Annotated in this window: 18 protein-coding genes; 6 read left to right on the forward strand and 12 right to left on the reverse strand. The window is 39.4% G+C overall.

Translation table 11 applies throughout. The features are described 5' to 3' along the window. Complete coding sequence (locus GBI66_RS10200; RefSeq protein ID WP_005151133.1) at positions 1–696, reverse strand: GntR family transcriptional regulator; 696 nt, start codon at positions 694–696, stop codon at positions 1–3. A gap of 351 nt (positions 697–1,047) precedes the next feature. Between GBI66_RS10200 and GBI66_RS10205 the strand changes: the two genes are divergently transcribed. After that, positions 1,048–2,013 (forward strand): hypothetical protein, encoded by a 966-nt coding sequence (locus tag GBI66_RS10205; RefSeq protein WP_151716007.1) that lies wholly within the window; start codon positions 1,048–1,050, stop codon positions 2,011–2,013. A gap of 14 nt (positions 2,014–2,027) precedes the next feature. Then, positions 2,028–2,570: an ATP/GTP-binding protein gene (locus tag GBI66_RS10210; RefSeq protein WP_151716008.1), complete on the forward strand. Its 543-nt coding sequence runs from the start codon at positions 2,028–2,030 to the stop codon at positions 2,568–2,570. Between the two features lie 7 nt (positions 2,571–2,577). Here the strand turns inward: GBI66_RS10210 and GBI66_RS10215 are convergent, their stop codons facing one another. Beyond that, a complete protein-coding gene (locus tag GBI66_RS10215; RefSeq protein WP_151716009.1) occupies positions 2,578–3,378 on the reverse strand; it encodes a sulfite exporter TauE/SafE family protein in 801 nt (266 codons plus the stop codon). Positions 3,379–3,384: 6 nt separating this feature from the next. Between GBI66_RS10215 and GBI66_RS10220 the strand changes: the two genes are divergently transcribed. Together GBI66_RS10220 and GBI66_RS10225 are read left to right on the forward strand one after the other, a co-directional pair. Beyond that, positions 3,385–4,161, forward strand: a complete 777-nt coding sequence (locus tag GBI66_RS10220) for a biotin--[acetyl-CoA-carboxylase] ligase (protein ID WP_151716010.1) — start codon at positions 3,385–3,387, stop codon at positions 4,159–4,161. Between the two features lie 15 nt (positions 4,162–4,176). After that, positions 4,177–4,920: a pantothenate kinase gene (locus GBI66_RS10225; protein ID WP_005191166.1), complete on the forward strand. Its 744-nt coding sequence runs from the start codon at positions 4,177–4,179 to the stop codon at positions 4,918–4,920. Here the strand turns inward: GBI66_RS10225 and GBI66_RS10230 are convergent. After that, positions 4,890–5,477, reverse strand: a complete 588-nt coding sequence (locus GBI66_RS10230) for an alpha/beta hydrolase (RefSeq protein ID WP_005191169.1) — start codon at positions 5,475–5,477, stop codon at positions 4,890–4,892. The two genes, GBI66_RS10225 and GBI66_RS10230, sit on opposite strands and share 31 nt — an antisense overlap. A gap of 161 nt (positions 5,478–5,638) precedes the next feature. Continuing rightward, positions 5,639–7,051 carry a signal recognition particle protein gene (gene ffh, locus GBI66_RS10235; protein ID WP_005151147.1) on the reverse strand — a complete coding sequence of 471 codons (1,413 nt, stop codon included), beginning with the start codon at positions 7,049–7,051 and terminating at the stop codon, positions 5,639–5,641. Positions 7,052–7,198: 147 nt separating this feature from the next. Between ffh and GBI66_RS10240 the strand changes: the two genes are divergently transcribed. Then, a complete protein-coding gene (locus tag GBI66_RS10240) occupies positions 7,199–8,008 on the forward strand; it encodes an inner membrane protein YpjD (protein WP_005205568.1) in 810 nt (269 codons plus the stop codon). Positions 8,009–8,089: 81 nt separating this feature from the next. Continuing rightward, positions 8,090–9,019 carry a tRNA-dihydrouridine synthase gene (locus tag GBI66_RS10245; RefSeq protein WP_151716011.1) on the forward strand — a complete coding sequence of 310 codons (930 nt, stop codon included), beginning with the start codon at positions 8,090–8,092 and terminating at the stop codon, positions 9,017–9,019. 78 nt (positions 9,020–9,097) lie between these two features. Here the strand turns inward: GBI66_RS10245 and GBI66_RS10250 are convergent, their stop codons facing one another. The 8 genes from GBI66_RS10250 to GBI66_RS10285 all read right to left on the reverse strand — a co-directional run bounded on the left by GBI66_RS10250 (position 9,098) and on the right by GBI66_RS10285 (position 22,504). Further along, the gene (locus tag GBI66_RS10250) at positions 9,098–10,117 is read right to left on the reverse strand and encodes a DUF6160 family protein (RefSeq protein ID WP_151716012.1); all 1,020 of its coding nucleotides are present in this window, start codon (positions 10,115–10,117) and stop codon (positions 9,098–9,100) included. 125 nt (positions 10,118–10,242) lie between these two features. Beyond that, positions 10,243–12,666 (reverse strand): DUF6160 family protein, encoded by a 2,424-nt coding sequence (locus GBI66_RS10255; protein WP_151716013.1) that lies wholly within the window; start codon positions 12,664–12,666, stop codon positions 10,243–10,245. A 28-nt stretch (positions 12,667–12,694) separates the two neighbouring features. After that, on the reverse strand, positions 12,695–13,423 hold the full coding sequence (locus GBI66_RS10260; protein ID WP_151716014.1) for a DUF6160 family protein: 729 nt from the start codon (positions 13,421–13,423) through the stop codon (positions 12,695–12,697). Between the two features lie 13 nt (positions 13,424–13,436). Continuing rightward, positions 13,437–15,563: a hypothetical protein gene (locus GBI66_RS10265; RefSeq protein ID WP_151716015.1), complete on the reverse strand. Its 2,127-nt coding sequence runs from the start codon at positions 15,561–15,563 to the stop codon at positions 13,437–13,439. Positions 15,564–15,809: 246 nt separating this feature from the next. After that, complete coding sequence (locus GBI66_RS10270; RefSeq protein WP_151716016.1) at positions 15,810–17,219, reverse strand: hypothetical protein; 1,410 nt, start codon at positions 17,217–17,219, stop codon at positions 15,810–15,812. A gap of 260 nt (positions 17,220–17,479) precedes the next feature. Continuing rightward, positions 17,480–18,886: a hypothetical protein gene (locus GBI66_RS10275; RefSeq protein WP_151716017.1), complete on the reverse strand. Its 1,407-nt coding sequence runs from the start codon at positions 18,884–18,886 to the stop codon at positions 17,480–17,482. Positions 18,887–19,152: 266 nt separating this feature from the next. Then, on the reverse strand, positions 19,153–20,541 hold the full coding sequence (locus tag GBI66_RS10280; RefSeq protein WP_151716018.1) for a hypothetical protein: 1,389 nt from the start codon (positions 20,539–20,541) through the stop codon (positions 19,153–19,155). Between the two features lie 568 nt (positions 20,542–21,109). Further along, on the reverse strand, positions 21,110–22,504 hold the full coding sequence (locus GBI66_RS10285; protein WP_151716019.1) for a hypothetical protein: 1,395 nt from the start codon (positions 22,502–22,504) through the stop codon (positions 21,110–21,112). Positions 22,505–22,576 lie beyond the last annotated feature (72 nt).

The raw sequence follows: 22,576 nt of genomic DNA on the forward strand, positions 1-22,576 counted from the left end.
CTAGCGGCGTGAGCGTCTAGCCCAAGCCAATTCAATCTGTTTCATACGTGTCAGAGATTCCAACACAAGGTTGCGCAAGTGTCGACAAAAATCTTCCATAAATAAAGCAGCTTGTTGTGATTTTCGGATCAAAATAGCATCAATCACCAACTTAAACAGGGTAAACGATTCTTGTAACTCTCGACGTGAAGTATTTAAGGTCAAAAAATAGCTACGGCGTAATGATGGTAGGAGTTCTTTATAGAATTGCATCAGATAGGGATTCGCTACCATATCATGCTGTTCAGCCAGATATTTAAAGATCGCATCGTAAAATTTTTCGATATCGCCCGCGCGGACAAACTCGACCAATTGATCCAATAAAGCTTGTAATTGCTCCGCTTCATTGACTCGCCAAGTTTCACTAATGCGCTGCACAATATGTCCAAGCACCATCACATTGGTATCGAATAATGCTTTGACTTGTTGAGCCGACATTTCTGAAACAATTGCACCACGACGCGGGAAAATTTCAATTAAATAAGTACGTTCAAGTAACAGCAATGCTTCACGAACCGAACCACGACTGACGTCTAATTCTTTCGCAATGCGTAGCTCTTGAATACGTTCGCCTTCAACCAGCTCACCACTAATAATTTGTTCACTAATATATTTTGCAATCTGTTCAGAAAGACTATCAGCCTCTTCGAGATTCATGAGCCCCTCGCTATCTTTGTTATACGCATTGATCCAATGCTATTTGCGCTTTTTTGTTTTAACTGATCTCACCGCATAAATTCTATATCATTGTCTGACAATTTTATTGCTTTTTAAGCCAATCGTGCTAAAAAACCAAATAATAATTCTCAATATGTACTAAAAAGTCAGTTTTTCTGTATTTAATATCAAATATTTAACCTTTTTATTCTTATTTAACCGCATATCTGAAAAATTTTCTTTCATCGCATTTTTATTGATGCAATTCACAAAAAATAATATTTTCATTAAAGATATCGCATTTCAAGCTTCCCTTCGAATTACACAGTACACATATAGATGAGTCATAACATGGGTGTTCATCAAGCCATTAATATTGCCATTTTTGGACTCAGTCTCAGAACCTTGAATGAGTTAAAACAGCAGGTTCAAACCGCTGTGCCTCATCATGTCCAAATCAATTGGAGCAATATTGCAGAGCCTCAGCTTGATATCCTCATGATCAATCATATGTTTTTTGATTCACCCAATATCAAAAGCCTACTGCAAAATAATAAGATCAATGTACTCAAGATTGCCAATGATAAAGATAAACATAGTGCCATCGAAGATGACACCCTATTTCTGCCACTTAATCATCTTCATTCTTTACATCATTGGCTGAGCCTTCATCTGAATGAACACTTAAATCAAACATCAGAACATATTGAAAATGAAGATGTGCCAACCTTTCATCGCAAACAAATTAAAGACGTGTTGCAAGAAATCCAAAATCCTAAAAATGGCAAGCTTCAGTTGTTTGATAACCAAGGACTACTCGCCATTGCCGATCCGCGTAATCAATGGCTATGGCAAAATCCAGAATTTCAGTCTTTTCAAACTGATCCGAGCTTGAATTACACCTATGCCACGCAAAATGATCAGCATTGGATTGCAGATGCGGCTCAACAAGATTTAAAACAATGGTTATGGCATTTACTTTGGACATCAATGGACTTTGAGGAGCTATGCCCACCATCTGCTTCCAGTTTTTATCTAGAAATGTGGCCACAGCCCAAAAATAAAATTGATCGTCAAGATATCTTGCGTATGTCAGCGTGCTTTGCCCAAGGCGCACAAATCACGACTGTTGCCAGTCAATTGAATCTACCCGAACAGAAAGTCAGACACTTTGTTGCAGCATGCTTGGGAGCACAGTGTGGAACGCTGATTAAAGATCAACAGGCAAAATATCGACCGCAAACTCAGCAAAGTGAAACAGAACAGCATTTTATGAAAAAACTATTTGGTCGCTTACGACATCGTTTAGGCTTTTAATCGAGGATGCTTCTATGATTTTACATCAATATAAAATTGTCTTCGGTGGCACCATGGGTTCAGGTAAATCCACGGCGATCAAAGCCTTGTCTGAAATTGAAGTGCTGAGTACTGAAGCACTCAATACCGATACCGAGTCACATGAAAAGTTACTTACCACCGTTGGAATAGATTATGGTGAATTGACTTTGGATGATGGAGTTAAAGTCGGTTTATACGGCACGCCTGGACAAGACCGCTTTGATTTTATTTGGGCCGTGATCTGTAAAGGCGCTATTGGCACCATTGTCATGATTGACCATGCTGCTGAAAATCCGCTACTAGATTTAGAGCAATACATTCAGGCTTTCCAACCGTTTGGCAATAATATTGTGATTGCAATTACCCATATCGACCGTATGCCAGAACGAACTTTATCGATTTATCGTGACTGGCTGAAAGCCAAAGAACTGAATTACCCAATGTTCTTTATCGACGCACGTCAGCAAGATGATGTACTTCTTCTGGTCGAAACCTTGATTGCCACCATTGAAGTACATTATGGGCTCACCAACTAACACATGCTTAAATCAGCCCTTTATAAATAAAGTAGCTACCGACGACCACTAATAGACCAGCAAAACATTTTTTCAGCATGGCTGGCGATAAACGATGTGCAACTTTGGCACCAAATTTTGCGGTGATAAAACTCATCACACTGATCCCCAAGAAAGCATAGATATGCACATAGCCAATGGTATTCGGCACTTCAATCTGTTCTTTGGCCCCAAACCACATAAAGCCCAGTGCACCTGCCACTGCAATTGGCAAACCACAGGCTGCTGAAGTCGCAACAGCTTTTTGCATCACGACACCATGTCGATTGAGATAAGGTACTGTAAGGCTACCGCCACCAATCCCAAAAATCGCGGATGCCACCCCAATGCCACCACCTGCGGCAAGTTGTAAAGGCGCTGACGGTAAATGACGATTTGGATCAACCACCGCATTTGCACCTCTAAACATCTTGTAAGCCATCCATACAGCAAAGACACCAATCACTAACTGTAAGTGCTGTCCTGACATCAAATCAGCAACACCGGCACCAAGGAATGAACCGAGCACTAAGCCTGGTGCCAAATTACGGAATACCGACCAAAGAACCGCCCCTTTTTTATGATGTGCCATCACCGAACTAATCGAAGTCACAATAATGGTTGCTAACGATGTTCCAACTGCAATATGCATAATGACATTCGGGTCATAATTCATTTGAGTAAAGACAATATATAAAATTGGCACAATAATTAGGCCACCGCCAACACCAAATAGCCCCGCAGCAAATCCAGCAATTGCGCCAATCAGCAAATATATGATTAACTCCATAAACACATGACCACTCTACTTGTAAAAATGATGGATGATTTCGCAACCCGCCAGCTTCAGCAATTATTGAACGCAAAAAATCAATTTCCAGAAGTGGTGCTACTCAAAACAACCACAACCTCGACCAATGATGATATACGTGAAATTGCACAAAAAGGCATTACAACAGGATTGGTATGCAGTGCACAACAGACTCAGGGTCGTGGTCAACACCAGCGACAATGGGCCTCACCTGAAGGAAATATTTATTTAAGCACACTGATTCAAACCAAGACAGCACTGGATGGTCGTCTTGCGCTTGAGGTTTCGCTGAACATTCTACAGGTGCCGAGCTTGCGTGGTTTAAACTTACAAGTCAAATGGCCAAATGACTTATATAGTCCACAAGGCAAATGGGGGGGAATTTTGGTTGAACCACTTTCACCAAACCAAGCGATTGTCGGTGTAGGAATTAATTTAAACACGCCCCCTGTGGAAAATGCAGATCAACCGATTACTTCTTTAGCGATGCTTGGTTTAGCTCAAATTGATCGTTTAGCCCTGATTGCTGAACTCTACACGGCAATTCAACAAGCAGCACAATGGTTTGAACATGGTAGCTATAATTTAGCAGAACGCTTTAACCATCACGCGATTTGGCTCAATCAAAACGTTGAATTTGAATATACACAAGGTAAAATTCAAGGGCTGTTTCAAGGGATCAACAATGATGGTGCGGTACTGATCAAAACCGATCAGACTCAACAATTCTATCAAGGCCGTTTGCGTCTCGCTTCGATTTGAGGAAATGATGATTCTATGAAAAGTTTATGGCTGGACATTGGTAATACCCGCTTAAAATACTGGATCACGGCACATGACCAAGTAATCGAACATGCTGCTGAATTACACCTGCAATCACCTGCTGACCTATTGCTCGGTTTGATTCAACACTTTCGCCATCAGAATTTAAGTCGTGTCGGAATCTCTTCCGTTCTAGATTCAGAAAATAATCAACGTATTCACATGATTCTCGACATTCTGGATATTCCGATTATTTTTGCCAAAGTCCATGCTGAATATGCTGGTCTGCACTGTGGCTATGATGTTCCAAGTCAACTCGGGATTGACCGTTGGCTACAAGTGTTAGCTATGGCAAAGTCAGATGAGAACTTTTGTGTGATTGGCTGTGGCACTGCCCTAACCATTGATTTAGTCGAAGGATTGCAACATTTGGGTGGTTATATTCTGCCAAATTTATATCTGCAACGAGACTCACTGATTCAAAATACCAAAGGCATCAAGATTCCAGATTCTGCCTTTGACAATTTAAAACCTGGCCATAATACGGTAGATGCAGTACATCACGGTATCTTGCTTGGTCTGATCAGTACGATTGATCAAATTATGCAGCAATCGCCTAAAAAGCTGATTTTAACTGGTGGTGATGCCAGTTTATTTGCCAAATTCCTCAGTCATTATCAGCCTCAAGTCGAATCAGATTTATTACTTAAAGGCTTAAGGCATTATGTTCAACTCAATTCCGCTTTTACTAAAGTTTGAATTGCCTGTAATAACTGCGGAAACTCATTAACACCATCTTCACGACGGAAATGCCCGGCTTGAGCCACCTCAATCAACTGGGCATTGAGTAAATTGGAAAATTTAAAAGTTAAAGGTACAGGCACGATTGGATTATTGCTAGAAAAGAAAACCAGACGTCGTTTGATGTTAGCTCGTAAGATGCCACTTTCAAAATATGAATGCTCAATTAAGGCATTAAATTCAGGATGATTCGATATTGCATCACTAAAACCCGCAATAAAAATCCCTGCTTTCAATGTCGTTTGCTTCAACTTCTTTGCTAAAAACCGAGCCACAGCCACACAGGACAAACCATGTGCGACTACAATGCTGTGCTCATTCAAGCCTTTTAACTGTGCTTCCAAACATGTCTGCCAAATCTCAGCTTCCGGATGATTTGCATCAGCTAGAAAAATACGTTCAACCCCAACTGTTTCACTTTTTAACTGCTGTTCTAGCCAGAGATACCAATGCTGTTCTGGATCAGCATTCTCGCAATGCAGAATAAATACATTATTTTTTGAATTATGTGACATAGTTAACACTACTTTTCAATATAAAACATAGGTTTAGTTTTAATTTTCTTATTTTTAAATCCTATTGAGTGTTGATGTTTTGTATTAAATTTATACAACAGCACAAGATCAAAACATTAAAAAAGGCACCAGAGGCGCCTTTTTTAATGTTCAGTAATTGCTTACTTTTTTTGGTCATTATTACCAAATAAAGGTCCCATATTACCGCCACCACCACCAAATTGTTTTTGCATATTGCCTAATGATTTCAGCATTTTGCTCATACCCGATGGATTAGCAAATTTCTTCATCATCTTCGCCATTTGCGCCTGTTGCTTGATCAGCTTATTGACTTCAGCCACATCCATACCACAACCTGCAGCAATACGCTTTTTACGGCTTGGATTCATCAAGTCAGGGTTACGACGCTCTTTGATCGTCATCGACTGGATAATGGCTTCCATACGCTTAACTTGCTTTTCAGGATTGGCTTTTTCAATCGCGTCCTGAATGCCCGCATTGCTCATACCAGGCAACTTATCTAAGAAGCCCATCATGCCGCCCATTTTGCTCATTTGCTCAAACTGCATCAGCATATCTTCAAAGTTGAAGGTTCCGCCTTTCTGCAATTTTTTCGCCATTTTTTCGGCTTTTTCTTTGTCGATCTTGCGTTCAACTTCTTCGACCAAAGAAAGGACGTCACCCATACCCAAGATACGTTGTGCAACACGATCTGGATGGAATGGTTCAAGTGCATCGAGTTTTTCACCAATCCCCAAGAATTTGATTGGCTTGCCTGTGATGGCACGAACAGAAAGTGCTGCACCACCGCGTGCATCACCATCAGTCTTCGTCAGAATCACACCTGTCAAAGCCAAAGCATCATTAAACGCTTTTGCTGTATTGGCAGCATCCTGACCTGTCATCGCATCCACAACGAATAAAGTCTCGGTTGGTTTCACCGCAGCATGTAATTCTTTAATCTCATCCATCATGTCTTCATCGACATGTAGACGACCTGCAGTATCGACAATCAAGACATCTGCAAACTGAATTTTCGCTTGCTCAATCGCACGATTAACAATATCAATTGGCTTTTCAGATGCTTCAGATGGAATGAAACCTACACCAACTTCATTGGATACGGTTTCTAGCTGCTTGATTGCTGCTGGACGATAAACGTCAGCAGAAACGGTCATGACTTTTTTCTTTTGACGTTCTTTCAAGAAACGCGCTAATTTTGCCGCAGTTGTGGTTTTACCCGCACCTTGTAAACCAGCGAGTAAGACAACTACAGGCGGTTTTGCGCTTAAATCTAAACTCTCATTTGCCTCACCCATCATCTTGGTGAGTTCATCATAGACAATCTTTACAAATGCCTGACCAGGAGAAAGCTGAGTCATCACTTCCTGTCCAAGCGCTTCGTCCTTAACCTTCGCGATAAATTCACGAGTTACAGGTAACGCCACATCGGCTTCAAGAAGTGCCATACGTACTTCACGTAGGGTATCTTTAATATTGTCTTCGGTCAGCTGCCCTGAGCCAGTAACATTTCTTAAACTCTGTGTGAGTCGTTCTGTTAAGGTATCAAACATTGCGAAATCCGCTTAAAATGGCTAGTTGCAAAAAAATCTTTCTTAAAATAGAAAATTTATGCGTAAGATGCTATAGGATACTGTAGTTCGAAGTGAATTTATATCTTATATGGTGAATATTATTCATCCTCCTACAAAAGGTTTGACATGATCAGTCTCCCCTTGGTTTACACAATTTTGGCACTCATCGCCTATACCAGTTCTTTTTGGTATTTGTTTATACGATTGATGTCAAAACGTAGTCCAAATCTTTGGTGTTATGGTCTTATGGTTGGATTAGGGTTAGTACTGCATAGTACTGTGCTCTACCAAGACATGATGACACCGATTGGGGTGAATTATGATGTCTTTAATCTGATGTCATTTACTTCAGGGCTAATGCTGGCACTCAGTTTAATCCTGAGCCTGATCCGCCCCATCCTCCCGTTGAATCTGATTGGGACGCCTGTTGCAGCCTTCGGTTTAATTCTAGGCTTTGCCTTTAGCCAACCGAATCAAATTATTGAACAACATAGCTTAGGCTTAGATTTACATATTATTCTGTCATTATCGGCCTATGCAGTTTTGTTAATGGCAACCATTCATGCAGTATTGCTTTGGTTCCAAGATCGGGAACTGAAAAAGAAGCAAAAACGACGGATCTGGGTCAATTTATTACCCCCTTTCCAAGTCATGGAATCCCTGTTATTTGACCTGATTATTACTGGTTTCGGTTTATTGACCGCAGCATTGTTATTTGGTTTCTTTACCATTGATAACTTCTTTGCGCAGCATCTGGCACATAAAACCGCGTTTAGTATTATTTCATGGTTCTTATATGGCGCACTATTGATTGGGCATTACAAATTTGGCTGGCGCGGCCGTAAAGCGATTCGCTTTACTATTACTGGTTTTGTCCTACTCGCCATTGGCTTTATGGGCAGCAAATTTGTATTAGAAATGATTTTAGGTCGCTAGATTTTTCGCATTTTAATAAAAACTAGACAGCCTATCTGAAAATGCGTATAACGCTGTTTTCGCTTATCTAGGTAAAAAATCGTGAAACTTGTACTCGCTCCAATGGAAGGTCTGACTGATCCGATCATGCGTGACGTGCTCACCCATGTTGGCAGTTTTGATTGGTGCGTGACTGAGTTTATCCGTATTACCGATAGCATTCTGCCAGATCATATCTACGATAATTTTTGTCCTGAACTCAAAAATGACGGCAAAACCGCAGCAGGCACGCCTGTACATGTACAATTCCTTGGCAATAACCCAGAGATGTTAGCAGCCAATGCAGCAAAAGTCGTGCAACTGGGTGCACCTGCGATCGATCTAAATTTTGGTTGTCCAGCGAAAACTGTGAATCGTCATCGTGGTGGTTCTGTTTTACTGGACGAACCTGAAACCGTACATCTGTTGGTGAAAGCCGTTCGTGATGCAGTGCCTGCACACATTCCTGTTTCAGCCAAAATGCGCTTGGGCTATCTTGATGAAAACCATACCTTAGATAATGCCCATGCGATTGAAGATGCAGGTGCGAGCTGGCTCACCGTACATGCACGTACTAAAGCAGATGGTTATACCCCACCTGCCTATTGGGAAAAAATCCAACCGATTACCGAAGCATTGAAAATTAATGTGATTGCCAACGGTGAGATCTGGAACAATGCCGGTGCAAAAGCCTGCTTAGAGCAATCGCATTGTCAAGATTTGATGATTGGTCGAGGGGCTGTGACCACACCAGATTTAACCCTATGTATTCGAGAAAATATGGATCAGGCCATGCTATCTTGGCAAGATTTAGTTGAATTACAATTACGCTTCTTAAGCGGCCAATATAAAACTGAAATTGGCATGGTAGGACGCTATAAGCAATGGCTAGGTATGATGACCAAGGCGTACCCTGAAGCGCAAGCTTTGTGGGGGCAAGTGAAGAAGATCAAGCAATTAGATGAAATTATCCAATACTTAAAACAAAGCTAAATTTACAGCTACCCCCTCATGTTATAAAAAAAGCGGCCTAGGCCGCTTTAAAATTCATTATTAATTGGAGATGCAAAACTACATCCCACTCACTTTCATCTGTAAATTTGTCACAGAAGCACCTGACATACCAATATTACCGATTGAAGCATTTGGCAAATTATTAAAAGTACCTGCCTTCTGGGACCCACTGGTACCAAGTAATACATTATTTAGCTGTAAATCAAACTTACTACTGGTGCCCGTATTTCCAAAAATCACTCCACCTTTATCCGTGGCGCCTGCTGGACCATAAATGCCCGCATAAAAACCTTTAAGCCCGAAAGGATTACCATTATTTCCAGTTAGTTTAAAGTCAAAACTTGCGCCAACAGGTGCTGTAGTAGAATTTCCAGCAGCAGCATAATCTGACACCAACATGATATTACAACCCGTACCTGAGCCACAGATTGACTCAATCGCTCCATCAAACATCACCATATGCCCCTGTGGAGCCGCGCCCATCTGAATATTCATGCTTGGCTTATTGGAACCAAAAACAATATCTATTCCCCCTACACGCAATAGCTCTTTTACATCATTTTTCAGCAAAGTACCTGAATTAAAAATAGTATTTCGTGTGTAAGTACTACTATTTAGATTAGAAAGAGAACTTGACGTAGCAGTATAAATTGAGAAGGGAGAAATCCGAAGACCCGTAACATTATTATTAAAACTCAATGCGATATTAGCAAAAGTCCCACCTTTCGAAGCTGTTCCAGCATCGGTATCAATCGCAGCTCTAAATCCTAGAGTGGTTTCAGAACTACCATTCAAACCAGACACTTTCACTGGTGCTGCAGTCGCTTGCCCTGCCACACCAGCAATCACTAGACCTGCTCGATTGGTATAAGACGGAGCCGTATAACCACTATAAGACAAGCCATCATTATCAATGATTGCCATTTGATTAAATTGAACATTTGCCTGAACACCAATTGTTAAACCATTCTGCCCAGTCATTGCAGAAAGACTTTGGTCATCCATTGGTTGCATTGCCATTGCTAATGGACTTAACAACAATAATGACAAACATCCTAATTTCTTGTTTTTATTCATTGTCCTCATCCGTAGACAAATGTTTAAAATATATACTAGAGCTTAGCATAACGCGCTGGAAGCACAATCATTTTCACAATTAATAGATAGATGGAAAATGACTGTCTCTATAAGTTTAAAGCGATTTAGTTTCTAGGCATAATAGAAAATTGACTCGTCAAACGTCCACCAGTAATTGCCATTTCACCCAATCGCTGCGCACTGCCTGATGGTGGATAAAGATTAATATCTCTAGTTCTAAATACACCGTCAGTGGTACGATTTGGGTTAAATGTTATTCCGGCATTAAAGCTTGCCACACCTTCACCTGAACTATGTCGGTTAATTTGGATTGCGTTATTAAACGCTAGATCGCCTTGGATATTATCTAGACCTAGAGTAGAACCATCCACAGGATCACTGATTTGAATGGTGTTATTACTTGCAGCATTGAGTTTTAGATCACCAACAATATTCAAGGCATTGCCCGTGCCGTCAGTTTTATACTCATTATTTGGAATAAGAGAAAGATTCATATCTCCTCCAACGCGAAGTTTTAGACCAAATAAGACATCACTACTCAGAGCAAAATTATTAATTGGTGCAGTACCACCACTATAACTTGCCCCAGGTAAATATCCTGCTGCAACTTCCGCCGCCATGACAATTAACATATCTTTCAATGTTGCATTCAAACTACCATTTTCAAGACCAAGGCTACCTGTACCCTTCAATAACATATCAATGTTACGAAGACCCATATAATAGTTTTTCGCACCATCTATCACCAAAATTGAGGTGGTTTTGTTTCCCAAAGCATTATAACTCGCATCGCGATCTACCCCTGTGGTACTCATCCCTAAAGAGAAGCCTAATCGAGGAGTATCTCCGCTACTTGCAACACTATGCTTCACACCAGCTTTATCAAAATAGAAAACTTCGTTCGCATTTACTCTTGTACCATACATCGCCATATTGGCATTGAGATTATAAAAAGGCAGTGCTAGCCCCCAATTATTATCTGTATGGTCCGTAATCGCGGCATAGCCACTTTGAGGATTATTGGTTGCACTGTTGGTAAAACGACCTCGTCTAGAAATCGCTTGGAACTCCGCACCACGAATTGCCACTAATAGACTAAATGGGTTATTTGCGCCTGTTTGTGTATGAATGTTCTGAATATAATCAGCATCTCGGGTTAGAAAACTTCCATTACCAAACTTAGAGGTTTGAAAAATATAATTCGCAGGTAAAAATACTGATTTTGCATCAACTAAATTGATATAAACGTTACCCGTATCAAATGAACCTCGGGTACCTAACTGTAATCCGGTTAAATTACCAAATTCAAAACCATAGGTATTTAATCCAGCACCACCAATTTCTAAAGTCGTTGCTTTACCATCACTTCCCAACATGGAATCACCGTCTTTGGTAAATTCGGCCTTCATGCGGAACGCAACACCCGTTTCCCCCATGATCGCTTTACCATCACTGGTCTTGCCTAGAATATTGGTGCCATTAGGATTGCCATAATTTGTACCATAAGTTGGATCAATAGCCGCATTTGCGTTCAGACCACGTACTTGTAGAGAACCGTTAACCATACGCCCATTCGCACCCACCCGGATTAAACCTTGTGCCTTATTATTTGGTGCTGCCTGTTGATTCAATGGAGTATTGGTCGAATCAAGCGTATAAGGAGAGCTTGGGTTCACATTTTTATTTAGCATAAACTCAAGGTTTAAACCCGAATTGCTTGCAACACCACCCTCGGAATATGTACCTGCTGTCACCGCGCCTGTATCTTTAACACGCGTAAAATCGACATAACCATAGTCCCCATTAGGAGTTTGAGTTAATGATGCATTAGCAGCATTTCCAGTAAGTAAAGCATTATTGGTCTGTAGCTTCATCCCTTCAGCCGCATCAACAAACATTACCCCTTTACCCAAAAAATTGAAGTTAAAGTTCTTTAAAATCAATTGATTTAACTGACTATTTGAGGTCTGCCCCAAGTAAACAGTCGCATTTTTAAGTCCCAATTCCAAAGAGGCTTGACTGTTTTTGCTAAATAAGCCATCAGCTGTTTTGAATTTCAAATCCAAAGGAGAAGTTGTTTGGATCGCCAAGTTACCAATATCACTACTACACCGATTGGTATCACAAATTTGAAATGAATCAATCGTAATTAATGAAGGATTTGAGGATAACTCTATATCTAGGCCTGTTTTATTACCATTGCTACCTGTATTTAACTTGTAATTAGTGCCAAGCTGGTTACCTAGAGCATTTTTTTGAATTCTAAAGTTATTCGCAACAGCTTTTAAAGTATTACCAGTAGCGTCAGCACTTCCTCGACCTGCATTGTCCTGCCAATAGAACTGATCTACATTTATCTGGTCATAGACTGTTTCAATATGAACACCATCCTGTGCATTCACACTGCGCATAGCACTATCATCTAATGCCTGTAATGCATATGCAGAATGGCTAATAAAAAAAATACTTGCAGCCAAAGTATTGAGCGCAAATCTTATATTTTGATGATTTAAATTTTTATTTTTCATCACTTCAATCCTTTGAAATTAGACATGGTTAGCAACGAGGATGACTAGCATCACAAGAAAACATCATGACATTTCCTTGTATTGCTAAATTGCCATTCATTTTCAGTCCCATAAATCCTGTTTCTTTATTACGATCATAAACTGAAGGATGATCAGCAGCATAGGTTGTTGCTTTTAAATAACCATACCCACTTGTTGGTGCCGCTGCGGGATTAGTCCCTTCAACTAGTTTTCCAGTACTATCATAATAACTCGTAAAATCATCTTGTTCGATTGCAAGTGCATTAAATCCAAAGTTTCGGATTAAAATTGGCTTTGTTGCATCAAAACTTAATTGCATTGCTGGTTTAGTTTTTGCTGCGCCACCATCATCATTGTAAATTAAGTCAAAACCATCTAACCCTAATTTTTGCAAGTCGATAGTCCCCTGTATTCCTTTAAATACTAGCCAAAGTTTATTTGCAGGGTTTGCTTGGGTCGGATCACTTACGGGTTGATTGCCATTTCTGACAAAACGCTTATTCACAGAAATTCCAAGATGACAAAAAGCTAAATTTGCGCAAACACCGCCTAAACCATTATCAAATTCATACTTTCCAGTTGTACTATTATAAACTTGGTTAAGTGATAATTTGAGTGATAAATCAGCTCCTGCTTGTCCTTCAACAGCCTGAAGAGCGTCATTATCCAAAACTTGCAACTCAGCATGAGTCAAAGTTGTCATCAATAAAAGAAGTAACGTTGTGATTCTTTTCATCATATTACTCCCGTTATAGACCAGTCGTCGTAATTTTAAGATGCTGAATCAAGACACCATCAATCACAGCTGAGCCCATATTATTTATTGGTGAAGCTGTATTTAACTTATATGTATTGAGATCTGCATTTGGTGTTGTTGTATACCACTTCCCATCTTCAAAGCGAGCATTCGGTAATGCACCCGTAGTACTCGGAACAACAAATTTTAAATTGTTATTTCCATTATCTTGTCGCGTATAACCAGTGTTAGCCGTAGTAGGGTCATAGAAAGATGTACTATCAATATTGACCCAATTCACACCACTAGTAGAGTCGAAGCGTAAACCATAGTCCCCATTACTTCCTGTGGTTGATCCACTACTAGTCCGATATTGCCAGCGGTAACCACTACAAAATAGGCCCGAACAACTTACACTTGTTCGTTGTTGATTTTGTAACTGATAAAAATATTGATCTTTTGATACGCTACCCGTACTCAAAGATCCAAAAGAAATACCAACAGCATCCTGCGTACTATTGCCTTTAAATGCTTGGAGTGTTTTGCCACCATCAGCGCTATATACCGATCCGATACTAATGCTGCTGTGGGTAGCATTGGAACCTTGGTAGGTTTTTCCACCTAGGCTAACATTGCTACCGCATTGATAAACATTACAAGTTGACCCTTTATAGCTCTGGTCCAAACCTGAATAATCGGTATAAATTTTCTTATAAATACTTTCTTTATTTGGAATCCGAGCAACCTCTAAACTGAAGTTTTTACCATCGGAGCCCAAAATCACAGGTTGATATAAATTACCCAACACAAGGTTGGTATTTAAGTTATAGATAAAAATGCCTTCGTTTGCATCGAAAGTAGGTGCGTTGCCACCTTGAATAGCAGGTGTTGCCAAATTATTCGTATCTGCTGTTTCTCTGGTACTTAAACGTAGTACACGATCATTCAGACCTGTTGGCGCTGTCCAATTTCCCGTTGATGTTACTTTTGTAGTTTGACTACGAATACGATATTGAACAACACCAGTCGCACCAGGATTACTCGTTTGATCTGGGCTATAACGTGGTGTCCAAATATCAGATCCAGAACCACAAGCTGTACATGTCTGACCTGCACTCAGTGTTGGTAAACTATCTGTTTTTGTTGATGTTGGGGTATTTATCGTCATCCCCGCTTTTAAATTAGAACCATCACCGCTATTGAAGCGAAAAACACCTGATAAGCCCAATGTATTGTTATAAAAAGGGCTTAATCCCCCCGTATTTCCAGCACCATTTAATGTCTGAAATATTTTTAAATTACTGCCATTTAAACTAAAACCATTCCAGATCCCTTGTAGACGTAAACGATTGGCACGATTAGCATCAATATTTGTACCAATTTGGCCAACACTATTCCCATACTGAAATTGATCCGCTGCACCGTCAGCTTTATTTGGGTTACGTACAAACGCATCAGCCCATAAACCCAATTTTAAGTTATATGCGTTCGCACCCGCGGCATCAGCACCAGTTTTGATTACCGTTGGAGCACCAGTACCACTCGTATTGTCATTATAATATTCATACAATGGTGATTCCAAAGCCATATACGTAACTACACCTGTATCTGTATTTGGCGTACTTCCATCTGGTGTAAAAGTCGGGATGTTCGATTCAGATTGAACTTTTAACAGCCACGGATTACTTGCAGTTCCCCAGCTACTAATTGCATTAATCGCATTTCCAGCAGTATTTAAGCCCACGCGCTCATTATTATTTGTTGTACGTGCCGAATTTGATGCAGAAACTGCTAATCCATATAGAAATATGTCTGCTTTACCTACAGCACGATCTGTAGCATCCACACCGCCACTCTTATTGGTATCCGTCGCGGTAAGTGATAGAGGACCTACTGGTACATAGTTAATATAACCAGTATCTAATTGTCGATTGAGTAAATCGGCTCCTGTCGTGGTCGCTTTTTCGCCCTGAAAAATCATATAGGTATTCTGAGGAAGTAATGCGATACCCTCACCGATAGTTTGGCTTAAACCCTCATCTGATATTTCTTGCAATGCAAAAGCTGACTGACTGACACATAGTCCTATCAGGCTCGCTAAAACAGTCTTTTGAAATGAATCCATCTGGAGTATAGCCATCTTGACCTTCCTAATTACCTAGTGCTCCGCACCTACATTATATTTTTTCTTTCATCCCTCTGAGCGATTTTAAACCCTGCTTCCTAGCATCACTCAAAATATAGACGAATCATGTCTATCTCATCACAGAATTTATTATGCCGAATAATTACACAAATGCAAAACAAACTGGCTAAATGTTACATTTTTCCGATAAGCGCATAAATATAAAGCAGCCTAAACTGCTTTATATGATCAGCATAAAGTTTAACAAAACTTTAGCGTGCCATAACAGTTTGGCGTAAATTTCTGGGTCGCTAATTCTAAATCAGTTAAGCCCATTTGCGGACGTGTCGCATTTATTAAATTGACGGTACCGACAGGAATATCACTGCCAAATAGGCATTCACTCGCAAGATTGTTTCCACAAAAAATCCGCCCTTCATCCGTTTTTAAAAATGCACTTACCTGTCTGAATGCCTCATTCAATGTTGCTTTAGGAATATCAACCGAGAGCGCTGGCTCAATAAATCCAATGTCAATTGGATTTGTAAATTCCAGCCACCAACCATTCTGAGAAATAGAAGTATTATTAGTCCATTGAATATTTTGCGACTGTAATGATAATGAAGCCGCAGTACCATTAAGATTCGCTTTATGGAAATAACCCAAATCCTCATTAATAGCCACATCAACCATTAAATTCTGGATTGTACCCGTCACATTTTTACCTGTTAATGGCACATTAATAAAACCTAAGGCTCGAGCAGTTGCATCAATTGTTCCAGTCAAGGCTATATCTCTGACCTTTGCCGTCGCAGTCAATGGTGCATTGGTAATCCGCTTTCCGGTTATTTCTTGTTGCCCTAAAATCAAATCACCTTTTAACGTATTACTTCCACTCGCTTTATCTCGCAAATTTAAGTTATAAGCTGTTGTTGTAAATGGAATATTTCCTGTACCAAATAATGTACAGCATACCTCACCCGAAATCGGATCATATCCATCAGATTGTTTTAATGTACCTTTACCAGCCTCACCTGAAACCAGACTGGTACCAAAACCATTTACATTGGCAATACCCGTAGTCGGTGCGATCTGCATATAACCGCTGAGTGAATTGATACCACTTTTGTTAGGCCCATTCTCTAAACCAAACGTAATTAAGCCCAATGCTTTTTCAGCACTTAAATTAAGACCGACAACTTGTCGTGTAGACGCTTTATCTGGATTTTTAATTGCAAATTCAATAAATGGATTGGTTAATACTGCTGATGAACCTGCACGAGCTGCACGATCTGCTGCGCTATCTGAATTAGATGTCGCAGAGTTTCCTAAACCGCTGAGACTAAGGTAATCAATATCAATATCACAGCCACCAGGCCCATTAACACCACCACAACCTAACTGGAGCTTTTTTATATTTACATTGAGTTCCATTTCGGCTTCTAAACCTAACTTATAGAAACCTATGTTTTTATCTCCACCTGGACGTTGTGCTTCTTTATTTGCTAAATCCGTTGGTGAAACATAAGACAAGCTCATTAAAGCCTGCCCAGTTGTTGCAGACAACTCACTATCCGTCATACTTTGCATTGTACTAGAAGCGGCGTAGGCTGCATTTAAGCACAAGCCAATAGTCCCCAAAAGGAATATAGGTAAACCTCTACTTTTCATTCTCAAAATCCTTTTAAATCCTGAAAGCTTAAATAAGACTCTTATCCCTATAAGTTGACTTATAAAAACGCTATGGCTTCATCTGATGCCATTTAACTCTGATCAATATAAACTAATTTTTTGTTAATTAGTAAGCATAATCCGATAAAAATGGCCTATATCGGTAAAACAGCTTTAATGGTAGATGATGGATCAGACCACAGTTTTTCTTATAAAAAATAAAAAAGCAGCCTAAGCTGCTTTGTAGATTAATCAACAAATTAGCAGAACTTAAGCGTGCCATAACAGTTTGGTGTAAATCTTTGGGTTGCTAGTTCCAAATCTGTTAAGCCCATCTGTGGGCGTGTTGCATCTTTTAAATCTACAGGACCTGTTGGAATGGTATCGCCAAAAAGACAATTCAAAACCCCCCAGGAACCACAATTAATCGGCTGAATATTGGTTAAATAATTTGATACTTGTGAGAATGCCTCATTCAACGTGGCTTTAGGAATATCCACATTCAAAGTAGGTTGAATAAAACCAATATCAATTGGATTTGAAAACTCTAACCACCAGCCATTTTGAGAAACAGATTTGTTATTAGTCCATTGGATATTTTGAGACTGTAATGATAATGAGGCCGCAGTACCATTAAGGTCCGCTTTATGGAAATAACCTAAACTTTCACTGATCGCCACATCAACCATTAAATTGCTAATTGTACCTGTAACCTGTCTATCTAAATTTAAGATTCCTGCGGCTTTTGCAATAATGTTTCCACTCAAATCAATATCACGAACTTTTGCTGTTGCAGTTAAGTTTGCACTGGTAATACGTTTCCCTGAAATTGGCTGTTGGTCTAAAGTTAAATCACCTTTTAAAATATTACTACCAGTCGCTTTATCTCTAAGATTAAGCGCATAAGACTGCGTATTAAAACCAATATTGGTAATATTACTAGGTGTACAAGAACCAAGACCAGAACAAACCTCACCTGAAATTGCATTATAGCCATCTGACTGATTTAGTGTTCCTCTTGAGGCTTCACCTGCCACCAAACTTGAACCAAAACCATTAACATTTGCCAATCCTGTGGTTGCTGCGATTTCCATATAACCACTAAGTGAGTTAATCCCACTTTTATTAGGACCATTTTCCAAACCAAAAGTAATTAAACCTAATGCTTTTTCGGCACTTAAGTTAAGCCCAACTACTTGCCGTGTTGATGCTTTGTCAGGATCTTTAATTGCAAACTCGATAAATGGATTGGTTAAGACTGCAGAAGAGCCAGCTCGAGCTGCACGGTCAGTCGCGCTATCTGTATTGGATGTCGCCGAATTTCCCAAGCCACTCAAACTCAGATAATCAATATCAATATCACAACCACCCGTTCCATTGACACCACCACATCCCAATTGTAATTTCTTAATATTCACATTCAGTTCCATCTCGGCTTCTAAACCAAGTTTATAGAAACCTATAGTCTTATCCCCTCCTGGACGATGTGACTCTTTATTTGCAAGATCATTCGGAGCTATATACGACATACTCATCAATGCCTGTCCTGTCGTTGCAGACAACTCACTATCGGTCATACTTCTCAATGTGCTGGTTGTGGCATATGCAGGATTAACAAAAATTCCGATCGCTCCTAAAAACATTACAGATAAGCCTTTATTTTTCATTATAAAAATCCTTTTAAACCCTTAATATTTAAATAAGATGCTTATCCCCATAAGCTTCACTTATTTAAATACTATAGCTTTATTTTATGATATTTAACCCGCCTCAATATAAACCAAAATATTGTTAAATAATAAGCAAAATCCGATAAAAAAGGCCTATCTAGATAAATTAATTTTCAATTCAATAAAGGTCAAATCAGAACACTACTTGTCTTATCAAAAAATAAAAAAGCAGCTTAAGCTGCTTTTTAGATCCATCAAAAAACTTAGCAAAACTTCAATGTACCATAGCAGTTTGGAGTAAAGTTTTGAGTTGCCAACTGCAAATCTGTTAAGCCCATCTGTGGCCGAGTTGCATTGATTAAATTGACCGTACCTGTTGGAATCGTATCGCCAAAAAGACAGTTTAATACGCCAAATGTACCACAGTTAATTGGTTTATCATTCAAATACTTAGAGACTTGTGCAAAAGCTTCATTCAGTGTTGCTTTAGGAATATCGACATTCAGAGTAGGTTCAATAAATCCAATATCGATTGGATTAGTGAACTCCAACCACCAACCATTTTGAGAAACAGACTTGTTATTGCTCCATTGAATATTTTGAGATTGTAAGGACAATGACGCAGCTGTACCATTTAAATCCGCTTTATGGAAATAACCTAAATTTTCACTAATCGCTACATCCACCAACAAGTTTTGGATCGTACCTGTGACCTGTCTATCCAAGTTTAATCCTATTGCGTTTGCGACAATATTCCCACTCAAATCAATGTCACGTACTTTAGCTGTAGCAGTCAAATTTGCTGTATTAATACGCTTCCCTGTAATCGCTTGTTGCCCTAAAGTTAAGTCACCTTTTAAAATATTACTACCAGTTGCTTTATCTCTAAGATTAAGTGCATAAGAGTTCGTTGTAAAATCAATCGTAGGTACACAAAGAAGAGGCAAACTACATACCTTACCTGTAATTGGATTATAACCATCTGACTGATTTAATGTTCCTCTAGAAGCTTCACCTGATACTAGACTTGAACCAAAACCATTGACATTGGCCAGACCTGTAGTTGCTGCGATTTCCATATAACCACTCAGTGAATTAATGCCACTCTTGTTAGGACCATTTTCCAAACCAAAGGTAATTAAGCCAAATGCCTTTTCCGCACTTAAGTTAAGCCCAACCACTTGACGTGTAGAAGCTTTATCTGGATCCTTGATTGCAAACTCGATAAATGGATTAGTCAAGACTGCAGAAGAACCAGCTCGAGCTGCACGGTCAGTCGCACTATCTGTATTTGATGTCGCCGAATTCCCCAAGCCGCTTAGACTCAGATAATCTATGTCAATATCACAACCACCCGCTCCATTGACACCACCACAACCCAATTGAAGCTTTTTAATATTCACATTGAGTTCCATTTCAGCTTCTAAACCCAACTTATAGAAACCTATGGTCTTATCACCACCTGGACGCTGTGCCTCTTTATTGGCCAAGTCCGTGGGTGAAATATAAGACAAACTCATTAATGCCTGTCCCGTTGTTGCAGAAAGCTCACTATCCGTCATACTTTTCAACGTGCTGGTTGTGGCATATGCAGGACTAACAAAAACTCCAATTATCCCTAAAAATATGGTAGATAAACCTTTATTTTTCATTATAAAATCCTTTTTTTGATTCTTAATATTAGCTCTAAATAATTTTTTTGTATCAAACTTATTGGTCGTCAAAAAATTAGTAAGCTAATAATTATTCTTACAACTACCCTCACTATAAACCTGAAAAGTGTTAAATAATATACAATATATGACAAAAAAAGCCCATAAAGGTAAAAAAATGTCACAGTAAAAATAATAGTAATAAATATCAAATAGATCACTTTCCGTACAGGAAAATAAAATTTTGACGTAACGCTATAGAAAATATAGCTGCGGTATCTAGCTACGAACACTTAGATCCAAACTCAATAAAGGTGATTACAGAAATACTTTATATTGAGAAGATAATGCATAAATGTTTGTGGCCTGCTTTTGGAAATACTCAGCAAGATACTTCAAAATGATTAATGATACGGAGTAGAGCTGAAAATAAAAAATAACGGTTAAAGTTTTATATACTCATTACCGAATAATCTAACAAATTATATTTCAAGGTCATTTTTAATCCATACTTAATTATTAAAAAATAAAAAGCAGCTTAAGCTGCTTTTTAGATTCATCAAAAAACTTAGCAAAACTTCAATGTACCATAGCAGTTTGGAGTAAAGTTTTGGGTTGCCAACTGCAAATCGGTTAAGCCCATCTGGGGTCGAGGTGCATTGATTAAATTAACTGTACCCACAGGAACAGTATCACCTAAAAGACAATTTAATGCACCTAATGCACCACAATCAATCGGATGATCTGTCAAATACTGAGAAACTTGTGCAAACGCTTCATTTAGCGTGGCTTTAGGAATATCTACATTCAGAGTAGGTTCAATAAAACCAATGTCAACTGGATTACTAAACTCTAACCACCAACCATTCTGAGAAACAGACTTGTTATTGCTCCATTGAATATTTTGAGACTGTAGTGACAATGAAGCTGCAGTACCATTTAGATTTGCTTTATGAAAATAGCCGAGATTCTCACTAATCGCTACATCGACCAGCAAATTCTGAATCGTACCCGTCACCTGTTTATTTAAATCATAGACTCCTTCTACTCTTGCCTCAATATTGCCACTCAAATCGATATCACGCACTTTTGCTGTAGCAGTTAGATTGGCAGTATTAATACGTTTCCCTGTAATCGCTTGTTGTCCTAAAGCCAAATCACCTTTTAAAATATTACTTCCTGTGGCTTTATCCCGAAGATTAAGCGCATACGAGGTGGTTTCAAAGTCAATCGTTGGTATACAAAGAAGAGGCGTGGAACATATCTTACCTGTTATTGGACTATAGCCATCTGACTGATTCAAGGTACCTCGGCTAGCCTCTCCTGACACTAGACTTGAACCAAAACCATTGACATTGGCAACACCTGTAGTTGCAGCAATTTCCATATACCCGCTCAGTGAATTAATCCCGCTCTTGTTAGGACCATTTTCTAAACCAAACGTTATGAGGCCCAATGCTTTTTCTGCACTGAGGTTAAGCCCAACAACTTGACGTGTAGATGCCTTATCTGGATCTTTGATAGCAAACTCGATAAATGGATTGGTTAAGACCGCAGAAGAGCCAGCTCGAGCTGCGCGGTCAGTCGCACTATCTGTATTGGATGTCGCTGAATTTCCCAAGCCACTTAAACTCAGATAATCAATGTCAATATCACAGCTACCCGCTCCATTGGCACCACCACAACCCAATTGAAGCTTTTTAATATTCACATTGAGTTCCATTTCGGCCTCTAAACCCAGCTTATAAAAACCGATGCTATTATCCCCGCCTGGGCGCTGTGCCTCTTTATTAGCCAAGTCCGTGGGTGAAATATAAGACAGACTCATTAATGCCTGCCCTGTCGTTGCAGATAACTCACTATCCGTCATACTTTTTAATGTACTGGTAGTGGCATATGCAAAATTTAAGCATGAACTGCCTAACAAAAATATTGCTAAATGACGAGATTTAAACTGTCGCATGACCGACCTCCGTGTTTAAAACATCCATATTTGTTTATTTTTATAATGTCTTATATCAACCACAGACGAGGT

The sequence above is a fragment of the Acinetobacter sp. TUM15071 genome (genome assembly GCF_008980925.1).
GTDB lineage: Bacteria > Pseudomonadota > Gammaproteobacteria > Pseudomonadales > Moraxellaceae > Acinetobacter > Acinetobacter dispersus.